General features: G+C 41.3%; 10 protein-coding genes and 2 tRNA genes. 8 read left to right on the plus strand and 4 right to left on the minus strand.

From position 1 onward, the window contains the following. Window positions 1-7: 7 nt before the first annotated feature. Window positions 8-217, plus strand: a complete 210-nt coding sequence (locus ALW18_12390; protein ID AOE53251.1) for a hypothetical protein — start codon at window positions 8-10, stop codon at window positions 215-217. Window positions 218-342: 125 nt separating this feature from the next. On the opposite strand, the gene ALW18_12395 is transcribed toward ALW18_12390, so the two are convergent. Both ALW18_12395 and ALW18_12400 read right to left on the minus strand, forming a co-directional pair. Beyond that, entirely contained in the window at window positions 343-3,012 is a 2,670-nt protein-coding gene (locus ALW18_12395; GenBank protein AOE53252.1) for a hypothetical protein, read from the minus strand. Window positions 3,013-3,311: 299 nt separating this feature from the next. After that, window positions 3,312-5,135 (minus strand): protease IV, encoded by a 1,824-nt coding sequence (locus ALW18_12400; GenBank protein ID AOE53253.1) that lies wholly within the window; start codon window positions 5,133-5,135, stop codon window positions 3,312-3,314. 166 nt (window positions 5,136-5,301) lie between these two features. Here ALW18_12400 and ALW18_12405 point away from each other — a divergent pair, with 166 nt between their 5' ends. After that, window positions 5,302-6,432 carry a 7,8-dihydro-6-hydroxymethylpterin-pyrophosphokinase gene (locus ALW18_12405; GenBank protein AOE53254.1) on the plus strand — a complete coding sequence of 377 codons (1,131 nt, stop codon included), beginning with the start codon at window positions 5,302-5,304 and terminating at the stop codon, window positions 6,430-6,432. Window positions 6,433-6,764: 332 nt separating this feature from the next. After that, window positions 6,765-7,412: a hypothetical protein gene (locus tag ALW18_12410; protein AOE53255.1), complete on the plus strand. Its 648-nt coding sequence runs from the start codon at window positions 6,765-6,767 to the stop codon at window positions 7,410-7,412. Here ALW18_12410 and ALW18_12415 read toward each other — a convergent pair. Next, a complete protein-coding gene (locus ALW18_12415) occupies window positions 7,402-9,444 on the minus strand; it encodes a hypothetical protein (GenBank protein AOE54402.1) in 2,043 nt (680 codons plus the stop codon). The genes ALW18_12410 and ALW18_12415 overlap by 11 nt on opposite strands. A gap of 94 nt (window positions 9,445-9,538) precedes the next feature. Next, window positions 9,539-10,078, minus strand: a complete 540-nt coding sequence (locus tag ALW18_12420) for an RNA methyltransferase (protein AOE53256.1) — start codon at window positions 10,076-10,078, stop codon at window positions 9,539-9,541. Between the two features lie 233 nt (window positions 10,079-10,311). Between ALW18_12420 and ALW18_12425 the strand changes: the two genes are divergently transcribed. From ALW18_12425 to ALW18_12445, 5 genes are all read left to right on the plus strand, one after another. Continuing rightward, window positions 10,312-12,918, plus strand: coding sequence for a DNA mismatch repair protein MutS (locus tag ALW18_12425; GenBank protein ID AOE53257.1), 2,607 nt, complete (start codon window positions 10,312-10,314; stop codon window positions 12,916-12,918). Between the two features lie 75 nt (window positions 12,919-12,993). After that, window positions 12,994-13,584 carry a phosphohydrolase gene (locus ALW18_12430; GenBank protein AOE53258.1) on the plus strand — a complete coding sequence of 197 codons (591 nt, stop codon included), beginning with the start codon at window positions 12,994-12,996 and terminating at the stop codon, window positions 13,582-13,584. 264 nt (window positions 13,585-13,848) lie between these two features. Then, window positions 13,849-13,924 (plus strand) — tRNA-Gly (locus ALW18_12435). A gap of 12 nt (window positions 13,925-13,936) precedes the next feature. Continuing rightward, window positions 13,937-14,025, plus strand: a tRNA-Leu gene (locus ALW18_12440). A gap of 80 nt (window positions 14,026-14,105) precedes the next feature. Then, window positions 14,106-14,435, plus strand: coding sequence for a hypothetical protein (locus tag ALW18_12445; GenBank protein AOE53259.1), 330 nt, complete (start codon window positions 14,106-14,108; stop codon window positions 14,433-14,435). Window positions 14,436-14,468 lie beyond the last annotated feature (33 nt).

Here is a 14,468-nt window from a genome sequence, read left to right on the forward strand (position 1 = left end):
TAACGCCATGAAGAATTTTATCGAGATTTTAGAGAATCAGGTGCCGGTTGCATCTGTAAATATAAACCATATTGTAAGCCTTACCGCAGTTGAAGACGAGGTAACTCACCTACTGCTTTCAACAGGAGAAACAATACCTGTAAATTTGAGTTATGACGAAGTCAAAAAGCTGATTGAAGCAGAATCGGCAGGTAGTTTTTTAACAACTTTTAGTTAAGATATAAGCAATACTAAAATAGTAAAAAGCCTGATGAACATATTCATCAGGCTTTTTTATAGCTGTATTTCATGTTTGAGTGGGTAACCCGAACCGGAACTCAAAACATTGTACCGCGCTTCGCGCTATTCTTTTTTCTCTTTTTTCTTAAACAGTCCCTGTATTACTTTACCGGCTGCTTCTTTACCTTTTTCTTCAAGCTGCTGCTTGGTTGGGGTAGGTGTCTGCGTTTTTGTAGTATCTGTGCTTGTAGCAGGCTTGTTTCCGTTTAAACGTTTGTTTATAGCTTCTTTACCTTTATCTTTCGCTTCGTTTACATACATGTCTTTTTGCTGTTTCGCCAGGTCTGTAGTAAGTTTAGTAATGGCTTTAGGTAAATCGGTAGATACTTTTGGATTTTTAAAATTACCCGTAAGCAGTGCCGTTACCGGAACGCTTATCTTACTTGCATCTACACCTTTGAGTTTGCCGATAAGGTTGTTAATATCGCTGCCCAGGTATTTTGCAGGAACATCAAACGCTACATTGTAGGCTATGTTTTGGTCGAACCCATGCGTACCATCTACCTTAATAGCAATATCCTGATATTTGAGATCGATCGGCTTAATAAGCACTTTACCTTTTTCAAAAGTAAGGTTTATCTTTTTATTCAGGTCGATCTTTTTAGGATCTAAGAATTTTACGTTAGATGTTAATGCTGAAAGTAATTTCGAATTCTCAGGGTTAATAGCCGTTTGCGCCAGTTGTCCTAAGAAATCTCCCGAAAGCGAGTTAAGATCCGGTGTCATTTCTTTTGCATCAAGGTTACCGTTTACTTTAATGTTGGTGTTCAGCTTTCCTGTAATAACGCCTGCTATGGGCGCGATAGACTTAAGCATCTCCAATTGCGTAAACGACTGTGTAATATCGATATTGCTTAACGCAAGGTCAACATCAAACGTTGGCACTTTCGCTTTTGTAGATACCGTACCGTTCATGCCTATGTTTCCGCCGAAGATGGATGTTTTTACATTTTGTAATGTAACCGCCTCATCTTTAATGATCATTTTGCCTGAAACATCTTTAAGGTTCAGGTTGTCATAAACTACAGTTCCCGCTTTGGCTGTAATGGTGCAGTCAAGAAACGCAGGAATTTTAACATCTGTTGATGGAGTAGTGGTTTTGGTAACCTTTTCTTCAGCAGAACCCTGCTCTGTAGTTTTAGTTGTTGTAGTCTTAGGAGCTGCCGGAGCCATGAAATCGGCTACCAATAGCTTGTTAGAATTCATGTTGAAATTTCCCTTAAGCGTTTGGTCTTTAAATACAAAGCCGTAAAAATTATCCAGTGTTCCGGTTACAGAAATATCAGAACCTCCGGTTACAGCGTCAAATTTGCTCAGTGTAATACGGCTTGGGTTAAATTGTATTGCAGCCTGGTTTATTTTAATAGGCTTAGCGAGTCCTTCACCTGCGTAGGTAAATCCGCTTAAGCTCATGCTCCCGTTATTCTGTATCTTCTCATACTGGCTTGTCTCAACCGACTTCATGTCGAATTTTGTTTCAACATCAGCTTTTAATATACCCGATAATGGAATATCAAGTTTCACAGGGTAGGCTTTAGATACGTTGCCAAGGTTCACAGTACCTTTTAGTCTGGCGTCAACTAAAGCATTTTCGGCAATGTTTTTTATGGTAGCACTTGCGTCAAATACATCTTGGTCTATCCTGAAGGATAGTTTATCAAGGTTTACGTAAGTATCGTTAAGTACACCTGTTTCGTTGATGATCTTGGTGTCAATAACAATATTCTGAACCGATTTTGGCAGGTCAGGGTATTTAAATGATGCATTGTTAGATGCAATAGCAATGTTGAATTTAGGGATAGAATTATCGCTGTTCAGTCCGTTTACCTTACCGTTGATGGTGAAATCACCTTCCGTTTTAACCGATGCAAGGTTGCCGGAGTACTGTGCAGGCACTAACCCCAAAAAGTTTTTAAACGATGAGGTTGGCGTTTTAAATGTAATATCTATCTGTTGTCCCTGTTCTACCATTGCAAATGACCCGTCAAACTCCAAAGGCAATTGGTTAATAAGTGCCTTGTTGTTTTTAAAGGTGTAAATGCTTTTGTCAAGGTCAAGCCCCAGTACCGCATCAAGGCTAAGCGCTACATTGTTCATGTAGTTCGACTTGTCCATTGTAAGCGAAAGTTTTGCCGTGGTTTTAGTATCAAGGTCAAGCTTGTTGGCTGCCATGTTTCCCTTACCCTCATGGTTAAGGCTGTCTATAACCATATTGATTTTAGAGCGCTCGTCGTAATAGCGAAAACGCAGGTTTTCTACTTTATAGCTTTGCATATTTAGTGCAAACGGCTTACTCTCTTTGTCATCAGGTGTAGCGGCTTTGTCATCTTTAATTGCAATGTCAAAGTTTCCTATGCCATCTTTATTAAAAAGAATGTTTATTATTCCGTCTTTAGTACCTACATACTCAATATTCATCGGTTCGCCATCTCCTTTAAAAAGCTCCTTAACCGACATATCAAGATCTATGTGACCCATATATACCAGCGTATCGCCGGCAAACGGAGCCTTATTGATGATGCTAAGCTTGTCTATTTGTACATTCGCTTTCGGGAAACTCCTGAAAAGGCTCAGGCTTACATCCTCAAAAGCAACGGTAGCATCAACTTTTTCGTTAATGGCCTTAACCACAAGTTCCTTTATTTTATTCTTAAACAAGAAAGGTGTTGCAACTAACAGTATGATAATCACCAGTAGTGTAATACCTGTCCACTTCAATATTTTCTTAACCATAGTACATTTTATTTTGCCCTAAAGATAAAGAATAATGCCTTTTACATACTTTAAAATTTTAACAATTGTGACATAATTGTTTTTTTAAGAAAATTAATTGTAGTAGCTGTTTTCCTGATAAATTAACCATTTGGTTTGATTAGTCGGGTTAAAGACATAACGATACTAATTCAAAATCAGCATAACTTTACTGGTAATGATTACAATAAAACCGGGTAACTGAAGCATAAAATGTAAAAGTAAAAAAGCGGAATGATATAAACCATTCCGCTTTTTTTATGTAGTCTTTATAGAGAGCCTTATTTTATGTTTATCTCATAAGGCAGCATAACCTGTGTGCCTTTAAGCTGGCTTACACGGCGAATGCGCTCAATAACTTTGTAGTTTTCTTCGCCAACTTCCTCTTTAATAAACTCTTCTTTCGTTTTTGCTAAAGGCAGTCCTGTAAGGTTAGCAAAAAGCTTGCTAAGATCCCTCTCGAATTCAGGATAGTCATGTACAAAATAATCGGTAGTCTTGCCCAGTTTTGCAGCATGTTTAATGGCAGCGTCAAGTCCGCCAATTTCGTCAACAAGTCCAATCCTTTTCGCATCGGTACCGCTCCAAACACGTCCCTGGCCAATAGCATCTACCTGCTCGGGGGTTAGTTTACGGCCTGCGGCAACACGGCTTACAAATGTTTTATAAACGTTTTCTACGCTTTCCTGTATAATAGCCTTTGTATCATCTTTAAGTGGAGAGAAAACACTGTAGCCCGATGCGTTCTTATGTGTGCTTACCTGTTCTGTATGAATACCTATTTTGTTAGAAAGCTCGGTAAAGTTAGGCAGCATGCCAAACACACCGATAGATCCTGTAATAGTACCTTCTTCAGCAAAAATGCGATTGGCATTACATGAAATGTAGTAACCGCCCGATGCTGCTACGTTACCCATAGAAACCACAACCGGTTTCACTTTTTTAGTCAGTTCAATATCCCTCCATATAAGTTCAGAAGTCAGTGCGCTTCCACCCGGAGAGTCAACACGAAGAACAATAGCTTTTACTGCTTTGTTATCGCGGGCCGCTTTAAGGGCATCCCTCATTGCGCCTTCGCCAATAATATTTACATCACCTTCGCCACCGCGAATTTCACCCTGTGCATAAATTACAGCGATCTCGTCTTCCGCGCCCGATAGCAGGTCGTTAATAGCATTTGCCTGTACATAATCAAGAATATCAACACTGTTGTATTCTTCGTCTTTTTTCACCTTAAGTGCTTTTTTAATTCCGTTGCGGAATTCGTCTTCGTAACCTATTTTGTCAATAAGTCTAACCTGTTTTGCCAGTTCGGGAGTACGGGCGCCCAGCCTGTCGGCAATGCTGTTAAGGCTGTCTACCGGTATTTTACGGCTTTTAGAAATATCGGTAACTACCGAACTCCAAACCGAATTTAGCAATGTAGTTAGCTGCTCCCTGTTTTCAGGGCTCATTTCGTTGCTTAAGAACGGCTCAACGGCACTTTTAAATTTACCGTGACGGATAACTTCCATCTTAATACCTGTTTTTTCCTGAAGGTCTTTGTAAAACATAACTTCAGACGATAAACCTTTAAAGTCTATTTCGCCAACCGGGTTAAGATATACAGTATCGGCAACCGAGTTAAGGTAATAATCGCTTTGCGAATAACCATCAGAATAGGCCACGACAAACTTGCCCGACTTTTTAAAAGCTTCAAGCTCGTCACGAAGCGCTTTGTTTTGCGCAATACCCAATGAGGTGCTGCTATTGGTTATAGAAATACCTTTAATCCTGTCATCTTTTTTAGCAGCATCAATGGCTTTTATAATATCCATTACACCGTCTTTAGGTTCAGAATCCAGCATTGCAAAATCCTTGTATTTAAATTTTCCGCCGTAATCGTTGGTTACTTTGGTAATGTCAAGCTCTATAACTGAATTGTCTTTTACGGTAACAACATCTTTATCGTTGCCACCTGTAACAGCAGCCACAATTACACCTACCAAAAAGAGCAGGAAGAATACGATTAGCATAAAAAAGAAAATTCCTGTTACCGTGGCCATTACACTCTTAAAGAAAGAAGGGCCGGCGGGTTTTTGCGGGTATCTTGGTGTTTCGTTCATTTTAAATATGAATAGTTTATTTACGGTACTAGTCGCATTAATGGCGATAATGTTACAATATACGAAGATAGAATTTTAGGATAGTAATGTTAAAGCCTGTTTTAAAATTATTAACAGCCGCCAATAATTTTAAAACCCTAGCATAGTTTTGTGTTACTTTGCAGGTATGAGATTTCAAAACAAAGCCATATTATCATTGGGCAGTAACATGGGCAATCGCCTGGAAAACCTGCAATGGTGCATAGACTATATAAACGCCTATATCGCCACAGTAGTGAAGGTTTCGGGTATTTACGAGAATCCGTCGGTAGGGTTTGAGGGTGCCGATTTTTACAACTGCTGTATTTTACTGCATACGCAGAAACCCGTACTTCAGCTGCTTGGCGAACTGCTTAAAGCCGAACTGGAAGGCGGCAGGGTTCGTAACCCCGATGGTGGCTACAGTTCGCGTACTATAGATATTGATATTATTACTTTTAATAACGAGGTAATAGACAATGCCGAACTTACCGTACCGCATCCGCGGATGCACGAGCGTAATTTTGTCATGATACCGTTACGGGATGCCGATCCGCATTGGGCACACCCGATCCTTAAAAAAGATATTCAGCAACTAATTGCCGAATCGCCCGATACCAGTGCGTGCGAATTTGTATTGCAGCTGCCGTCCCCGGTTGAAGAACTGAGTCCGAGGCAGTACAGTTACATTGCTATTGAAGGAAATATAGGCGCAGGCAAAACCAGCCTTACGGGAAAACTAGCCGAAGATTTTGGCGGCAAAATTGTGTTAGAACGTTTTGCCGATAATCCTTTCCTCCCACAGTTTTATAAAGATCCGCAGCGGTATGCGTTCTCGTTAGAAATGTCTTTTCTTGCCGACAGATACCAACAGCTTACAGACGATATTGCCCAAATAAACCCGATGCACGATTTTGTAGTGGCCGATTACCACATTATCAAGAGCCTTATTTTTTCTAAGGTAACACTTAACGATGATGAATATACGCTGTACAAAAAACTGTTTGATATTATGTATGGGGAAATGCGCAGGCCGGGATTGTATGTGTACTTATACCAGACTACAGAAACGCTGCTTGCTCATATAAAACTTCGCGGGCGCAGCTACGAACAGGAAATTGAAGCAGATTATCTGGATAAAATAAACGAGGGATACCTTGACTATATAAAAAACCATAGCGGATTAAATGTACTGGTTATAGATGTTTCTAACCGCGATTTTGTACATAATCAGGAGGATTATATCTGGGTGTTGGGGGAGATGAACAGGGTTTTGTAATCGATAAAAAAATAGCGACACTATAGTTTACTTTGGTAAGCCCCCGGAGGGGCGGTATATTTATAGGATATATTCATAAATTATAACAAGAGCTCCGGAGGAGCGGCATTAATAATATGCCGCTCCTCCGGAGCTCTTGCCGCTTTCAGTACCTGTATACTATAAATATCGCGCTTCTCCGAAGCTTCAAATTGGTTTTCTCAATAGCGGCTTTGCATGCAACGCTTGATTAATTCCGGATCATTTTAATTTTATGAAATTACACTGTAACAAAACCTTCAGGCGTTACACTAATAGATAATCATCAATGCCAATCAATCATCAATCAAAAAATGAACAATTATAAATATATCGTCTTTGATTTTGACGGTACTATTGCCGATTCCCGCAGTGTCTTTATTTCGCTGTACAACGAACTGGCACACAAACATGGCTACGGAATCCTTACAGATGAAAACCTCGACGAACTACGAAGCCTGAGCATACCACAGCGTTGCAAAGTATTAGGGGTGCCGTTGTATAAAATTCCTTTTATTGCGTCTGCCATCATTAGCAAATATAAAACTTCAGTCGCCGGACTTCAGTTTAATGAAGGAATGAAACAACTGTTGCAGTCGCTGGAACGCAATAATATTAAGTTTGCCGTATTATCATCTAATGCCAAAGAAAATATAGAGCAGTTTTTTGATTTAAACAGATTGGTTGTTGCCGATATATTTTCATCCCGAAGCGTTTTTGGGAAACACATCCTCATTAATAAATTCCTGAAAAAGAAGGGCCTTCATCCCTCGGAAATTCTGTATGTGGGAGATGAACTCCGCGATGTAGTAGCCTGTCACAAAAGCAATGTAAAAGTGGCCTGGGTGAGCTGGGGGTACGATAGTTTACAATCATTTAAAGACAATAAACCGGACTATTATATAGATAGCCCTGCGCAAATATTATCGTTGGTTTTGTCTAAACCTGTAGCTATCGTATAAGACTAAAGTTGCCTTTTATCTCTTCACTGTTTTCATCCAGTTTCATTACATACCAGTAGTCGGTTGCGGGTAAGCGGTTGCCATCAAAAGTGCCATCCCATGAGCGGTTGGTGCGGTTCAGACCTGTGATAAGCTTTCCGTAACGGTCAAATATCATAATGGTAGCATTAGGATACAAATTAAACGCTGTCATGGTAAATCGATCGTTACTATCATCTCCATTTGGAGTGAAGAATCGTGGCAGCAGGTTTACAGTGAAATTTTTAAAGTCGCTGCCACAACCGCTTTTCGATTTTACAAATACGGTATATACCCCGGCGGTTAAATTGCTGAAGATGTTAGAATCTTTATACGTTTGCCCATCCAGTGAATATAAATAATTGGAAGTGTTAGGGTCTGCCATTACAACTTTGGCAACGTCGGTATTAACTTCAACCCTTAGAATATCAGCAGCAGGAAGGGTAGTCGCTGTAACAGTTTTTACGGCGCTGCATCCCGCAGCATTGGTAATAGTTACGGTATAGGTTCCGGCATCTTTTATCTCAATATTTTCTGTAAGTTCTCCCGTAGACCATACGTATCGCATATCGGGAAGTCCCGAACTAATAGTGGTTGATGCTCCCTGGCAAAATTCTATTTCCTCGTCCTGTATTTGCGGAACATCCAATACCCTTACAGTTATCAATTGCAAACCCTGTGAAGGGCATCCGTCAAATGTTGCCTGCACGTTATAAGTGGTGTCTTCGGTAAGTGGAGGGGTTGTAAATGTAGTTCCGTTAGCAAGCATATCACCGCTCTGTACGTCATGCCAATATATGGTACTGCCGGGAGTTGCGGTAACGGATAATTGCGCCGACGATCCGCTGCAAACAGGATCTGCCGGGTTGATTATTAGTATTGGCGGTGTATTTATAGTTGCGGTAACTGCTGTCCTTGTGCCGGTAGTACAGCTTTCGGGGTAGGCAGATGCATAATATGTTGTAGTTTCAGATAGTGTGGGAGTAGTAAATGATGAGCCTGTTGCAATAGGGCTGCCGCCTGTAGCATTCGCATACCAGTATACCATTGTGCCGGTAGAAACGGCGTTTAAAACAACGGTTCCTTCGCCGCAGGCCATGCGGTCCGTTGAGGTGGCAATTTTTACAACTTCAATAGTTGTACTGGCCGATATGTTAGGTGCCGGAGGGTCGCCAGGCATGCCGCCGTATTCCACAACGTAGCCTTTTGGCATATATTCGCCGCCGCTTCCGCCATTTGCCAGGTCGTTCCATGAGCCTTTAATACCTACGCCGGGCGCAGTAATATGCGCATAATTTTCATCACCAAGGTTGTTGGGTTCACCCGTATTCCAAAATGCAAAATTTGGGGTTGAACCATTTACACCGCCATTCCAGAAAGTTGTGCCTGCCTCGGGGCCTGTAACCCATTTCCAGATACCTTCCTGCGCTGCATCACTACCGCCTATCCATCCTGTTCCGGTAGCCTGCTCGCCGCATAGTGTAGCTTCATCTGCAGAAAGCAATGTGGCAAGGTAGCCCTGCAAGCCATAATAGGTGCTGTTTTCTGCGGCAATTTTAGCCGACGTCCACAGTATATTTGGTGCTGCAATAAATTTGTAGTAATGCCCTGTTGAAGGCAGGTAATTGGCATCACCAACTGTTATGGAGAATGTTCGTATTCCTGCTGTGGGATTGGTCGAGGTATTAGTATATACGGTGCTGTAAACAGCATTTATGAGTGCTGCAATAGATGCCTGTTGCCCGCCTACGCCTGTTATGCTTAATTTTCCCGAAGCCGTATCCCATTGCGATGTGATATTCGGCAGGTTAAGCGATAAGCTTAATTGATCCTGTCCGCTTACATACCCACTCGCTATCTGAATATATACACCCTGTGCTGTGGCATCGTCCGGGTCAACAATATTAAAAAAAGTAGCTATGTTTAATGGCGTGCCCGGGCAATATTGTTGTGTTCCCTGGGCGGTAACCGTTGGGGCAACATTACTTTGTGACGTAGCAGTTTGCCCTGTCAGGAATAGTGTCGTTATTAAAAGAAATTGTAAGTTTTGTATCTTAAAAAAAGCAGGCAAAAAATTCTTCATGTCGTAAAAATAACGATTTCGGAGACTAATTGCTACTTGTATAGTTTTTTTGAAAGATATCCCACACTACGATACCTGCACTAACCGATATGTTGAGGGAATGTTTAGTTCCTAATTGCGGAATTTCTATGGTTCCGCTGCATAGTTTTATGGCTTCCTGCGATACGCCTTTTACCTCGTTGCCAAATACAAGGGCATATTTTTTTTGAGGTTCGGGTATAAAATCATTCAGGTAAACCGAATTCTCCACCTGTTCAATAGCCCAGACTTCAGTCGCTTCAGCCTGTAGTTTGGTAATTACATCAAGTACGTCTTTGGCATATTCCCAGGCAACGGTATCGGTAGCGCCAAGAGCTGTTTTGTGAATTTCTTTATTAGGAGGGGTAGCGGTTATGCCGCACAGGTATATTTTTTCGATAAGAAAAGCATCGGCGGTACGAAAAACAGACCCAATATTGTGCAGGCTGCGAATATCGTCAAGTATCAGTATCAGCGGAGTTTTCTCGGCTTGTTTAAAGTCGTCAATACTTTTACGTCCCAGTTCGCTGTTGGCTAATTTTCTCATGTATTTATAATAAATAGGGGCAAATGTACTTATTATTTAGATAATGCGCATATCGGTTCGTAGAGACGTTACTCTGCAATGTGTCTGGTAATAAACTATATCAAAGAATGTTTTTAAAACCTTACAGGATATTATGTCGTCCCACAAGTTATCCACCATTTACCAACACCGCATTTAAGGGTGCAGGATTTTGAGTAACTTCGCCCTCTAAGTAAATTTAAACCTCATTTCCATTGGCTACGAAAGAAAAAGCACCCAAAGAAACCCCGTTAATGAAACAGTATAACGAGATTAAGGCAAAGTATCCCGATGCGTGCCTGTTGTTTCGTGTGGGCGATTTTTACGAAACCTTTGGTGAAGATGCCGTTCGTACTGCCGGAATATTAGGTATTGTGCTTACCAAAAGGGGAGCAGGCAGCGAAACCGAAACTGCATTGTGCGGGTTTCCGCACCACTCTTTAAATACCTATCTGCCAAAACTGGTTAAAGCCGGGCTGCGTGTTGCTATATGCGACCAGCTGGAAGACCCTAAAATGACAAAGACCATCGTAAAACGTGGTGTAACCGAACTGGTTACTCCGGGTGTATCGATGAACGATGAGGTACTACATTCTAAAAGTAATAACTTTTTAGCTTCGGTTTATTTTGGCAAGAGAACTGTTGGTGTTTCGTTTCTTGATGTATCTACGGGTGAGTTCCTTACAGCACAGGGTAATGAGGAATATATAGATAAACTGTTGCAGAATTTTAGTCCGAGTGAGGTGCTTGTGCCTAAGGCGGAGAAAAATAATTTCAAGGAAACTTTCGGGGACGATTTTCATACTTTCTTCCTTGAAGACTGGGTGTATAAAGAAGATTACGCTTTTGAGAACTTAACATCGCATTTCGGAACCAACTCCTTAAAAGGGTTTGGTGTAGAAGAATTGCAAGAGGGCGTTATTGCATCGGGCGCGGTGCTATACTATCTGTCCGAAACCCAGCACAACAGGGTGCAACACATAACATCTATTCAGCGAATTGCAGAAGATGCCTATGTATGGATGGATCGTTTTACCATCCGTAACCTTGAGCTGTACCAGAGTCCGAACCTGAATGCCGTAACCCTTTTGGATGTTATAGACAGGACGCTTTCGCCAATGGGCAGCCGACTGCTAAAACGCTGGCTGGCACTTCCGCTAAAGGATGCCAACAAAGTACGCGCACGCCATGAGGTAGTGTCGTACCTGAAAGATAATCAGGAAATATTAAACAAAATACAGTACCAGATAAAGCAGATTTCCGACCTGGAAAGGCTTATCTCTAAAATTGCGACCGGAAAGGTGAGTCCCCGCGAGGTTGTTTACCTAAAAGATTCACTTGATGCGATAGTGCCGATTAAAGGCTTGGCACTGGAAAGCAAGAACGAGGCATTGAAAGCCATCGGCGACAGCCTGCATGCGTGCGACCTGCTTCGTGAAAAAATAAAGACAACCCTGCATGCCGATGCTCCTGTTTCCATCAATAAAGGAAACGCCATTGCATCGGGTATTCATCCTGAACTGGATGATCTAAGGAATATATCGAATTCAGGTAAAGAATATTTGGAAGGTATAGAGCGAAGAGAGTCGGAAGCCACCGGTATCTCATCATTAAAGATATCCTTCAACAATGTATTCGGTTACTATATCGAGGTGCGTAATACCCACAAAGATAAAGTGCCTACAGAATGGATTAGAAAGCAAACACTGGTAAACGCAGAGCGTTACATTACCGAAGAGCTTAAAGAATATGAAACCAAAATTCTTGGTGCCGAAGAAAAAATACATGCGCTGGAAACCCAGTTGTTCGATCAGCTTGTAGTGTGGATATCTACCTACATTAAGCCCGTTCAGCTTAACGCCAGCCTTATCGCTCAGTTAGACTGCCTGGCTTCGTTTACGCAGCTGGCTATAGAAAATAAATACGTTTGCCCGGTTATAGACGATAGTTTCGACCTTGAAATTAAAGAAGGCCGCCACCCGGTTATAGAAAAGCAATTGCCGGTAGGTACGCCATACATCACAAACGATGTCTATCTTGACCGCTCACAGCAGCAGATCATCATGATTACCGGACCCAATATGTCGGGTAAGTCGGCTATCCTTCGCCAAACTGCATTAATTGTTTTGCTGGCGCAGATGGGAAGCTTCGTGCCTGCCGAAAGCGTACGCATGGGAATTGTAGATAAGATATTTACAAGGGTAGGAGCATCGGATAATATTTCTATGGGAGAATCTACTTTCATGGTAGAGATGAACGAAACAGCAAGCATCCTGAATAATATATCCGACAGGAGCCTTATTTTGCTGGATGAAATTGGCCGTGGTACCAGTACCTATGACGGTATCTCTATTGCATGGGCAATTGCCGAATTCCTTCATGAACATCCGGCGCAACCAAAAACGCTGTTCGCAACGCACTATCATGAGCTGAATGAGATGCAGGATATCTTTGACCGCATACAGAATTTTAACGTGTCGGTAAAAGAATTGAAAGATACAGTATTGTTTATCCGTAAGCTTGTAAAAGGCGGCTCTGCGCACAGTTTTGGTATCCATGTGGCTAAGATGGCGGGAATGCCGCAAACGGTTATCCAGAAGGCGCAAAAACTGCTTAAAAAGCTGGAAAAAGATCATTCGGGCGAGGCGTTGGGTAATGGCAAGGCAGCAAGTAAAGATGAGTTGCAGTTGAGCTTCTTTAACCTTGACGACCCATTACTGGAAGAAATAAAAGAAGAGATTATGAATCTCGACATCAATACCCTTACGCCTGTAGAAGCTTTAATGAAGCTGAACGAAATAAAAAGGATGCTGACGAAGTAGTGTTCAGTGTTCAGTGTTCGCGCGGTGTAACGGAGTCGAAGAATCTCAGGAATTTACTTTTCAAATTTGAAAATTATGAGAACTGATAATCTATTAAAACAGGTCGTTTTTATCAAGGAAATTGATAAGCTAAAATATATTCAGCGCAAAACCAGGCTCTTTAATAGCGACAGGCACGAGAACGATGCCGAACACAGCTGGCATCTGGCCATGATGGCCCTGGTTTTAGCAGAACATGCAGACAAGCCAATTGATGTGCTTAAAGTCGTGAAGATGGTACTGATACATGACATTGTTGAAATTGATGCCGGCGATGTTTTTATTTACGATACCGTAAAAAACCATTGTAATACAGACGAGGAGCGCTTGGCAGCAGAGCGGATCTTTGGTTTATTACCCGAAGAACAGGCAAAAGAATATATTGCTATATGGGAAGAGTTTGAAGAGGGAATTACTGATGATGCAAAATTCGCGAAGGCAATGGACAGGTTTGAGCCTCTTTTGCAGAATACGTCGAACAATGGCGGAACATGGGTCGAGTTTGATGTAAAGTACGATAAGGTATATAATAAGAAAAAAGTAATTCAGGAGGGTTCAGCATCAATTTGGGAATATGCCGAGCGTTTGATTAATGAGAGCGTGGAAAAGGGTATTCTTAAAAAATAGCTTTATCCGCTAAGCTGATGACAGATTTTTATAGAAAAAGGAAGACTCAGGGTGTTTAAAAGGGGAAACCCTTTGTGAATCTTTGCGCCTTCATTGCTAATCTCCGTATCATAATTCCAATTGCTGAAAAAACTTTCATTTTTAAGCCAAACGTTATCAGAAAGTTATATTTTTTAGTGAATTTTTTTTCAGGAAACGTTTGCAGAATTGAAATTTAGTGCTACATTTGCAACCGAATTACTGATACAAACAGCGGTAACCAATGCGAAAATAGCTCAGTTGGTAGAGCGCAACCTTGCCAAGGTTGAGGTCGCGGGTTCGAATCCCGTTTTTCGCTCAAACTACTAATAATGCTCGAGTGGTGGAATTGGTAGACACGCTGGACTTAAAATCCAGTGGGTAGTAATGCCCGTGCGGGTTCAAGTCCCGCCTTGAGTACAAGAAGCCTTAAACGAAAGTTTGAGGCTTTTTTTGTTTTTAGATGCTTCCATAATTCTTCATTTAATTACCTAATTGTTCATATGGAAAATACGAATCAACATAACTTTATACTGTGGCTTGAATTTGAACATTCAGATTATTCAGACTCCGATATGGAGAATGAATTATGTAATGTTATTGTGGATCTTCCTGATGGCAGACGTTATGGAATTAATGTGTGGACATACAAATTTCTTGAAACTATTGAGAAAATTAATCAGAATTCGGGTGAAGAACTGGCAGGGCTTTATATAGTTCCTCCTGATTTATTTGTAAAAGTCCTGACGCGGGAATGTATTGAAAAAACAATTTCTGATTTGCTGAAAAGAGGTAATCTGGAAGATGTGCTTAATCCTTCAGTACTGTCTTAAGATTATAACAGAAATTTGTAATTTGGATCTAAA

The organism is Flavobacterium psychrophilum (assembly GCA_001708385.1).
Lineage (GTDB): Bacteria > Bacteroidota > Bacteroidia > Flavobacteriales > Flavobacteriaceae > Flavobacterium > Flavobacterium psychrophilum_A.

What these genes read in the sequence shown, in the direction of transcription:
- ALW18_12390 (AOE53251.1), top strand. Translation starts at nt 8, where the DNA reads ATGAAGAATTTTATCGAGATTTTAGAGAATCAGGTGCCGGTTGCATCT.
- ALW18_12395 (AOE53252.1), bottom strand. Translation starts at nt 3,012, where the DNA reads ATGGTTAAGAAAATATTGAAGTGGACAGGTATTACACTACTGGTGATT.
- ALW18_12400 (AOE53253.1), bottom strand. Translation starts at nt 5,135, where the DNA reads ATGAACGAAACACCAAGATACCCGCAAAAACCCGCCGGCCCTTCTTTC.
- ALW18_12405 (AOE53254.1), top strand. Translation starts at nt 5,302, where the DNA reads ATGAGATTTCAAAACAAAGCCATATTATCATTGGGCAGTAACATGGGC.
- ALW18_12410 (AOE53255.1), top strand. Translation starts at nt 6,765, where the DNA reads ATGAACAATTATAAATATATCGTCTTTGATTTTGACGGTACTATTGCC.
- ALW18_12420 (AOE53256.1), bottom strand. Translation starts at nt 10,078, where the DNA reads ATGAGAAAATTAGCCAACAGCGAACTGGGACGTAAAAGTATTGACGAC.
- ALW18_12430 (AOE53258.1), top strand. Translation starts at nt 12,994, where the DNA reads ATGAGAACTGATAATCTATTAAAACAGGTCGTTTTTATCAAGGAAATT.
- ALW18_12445 (AOE53259.1), top strand. Translation starts at nt 14,106, where the DNA reads ATGGAAAATACGAATCAACATAACTTTATACTGTGGCTTGAATTTGAA.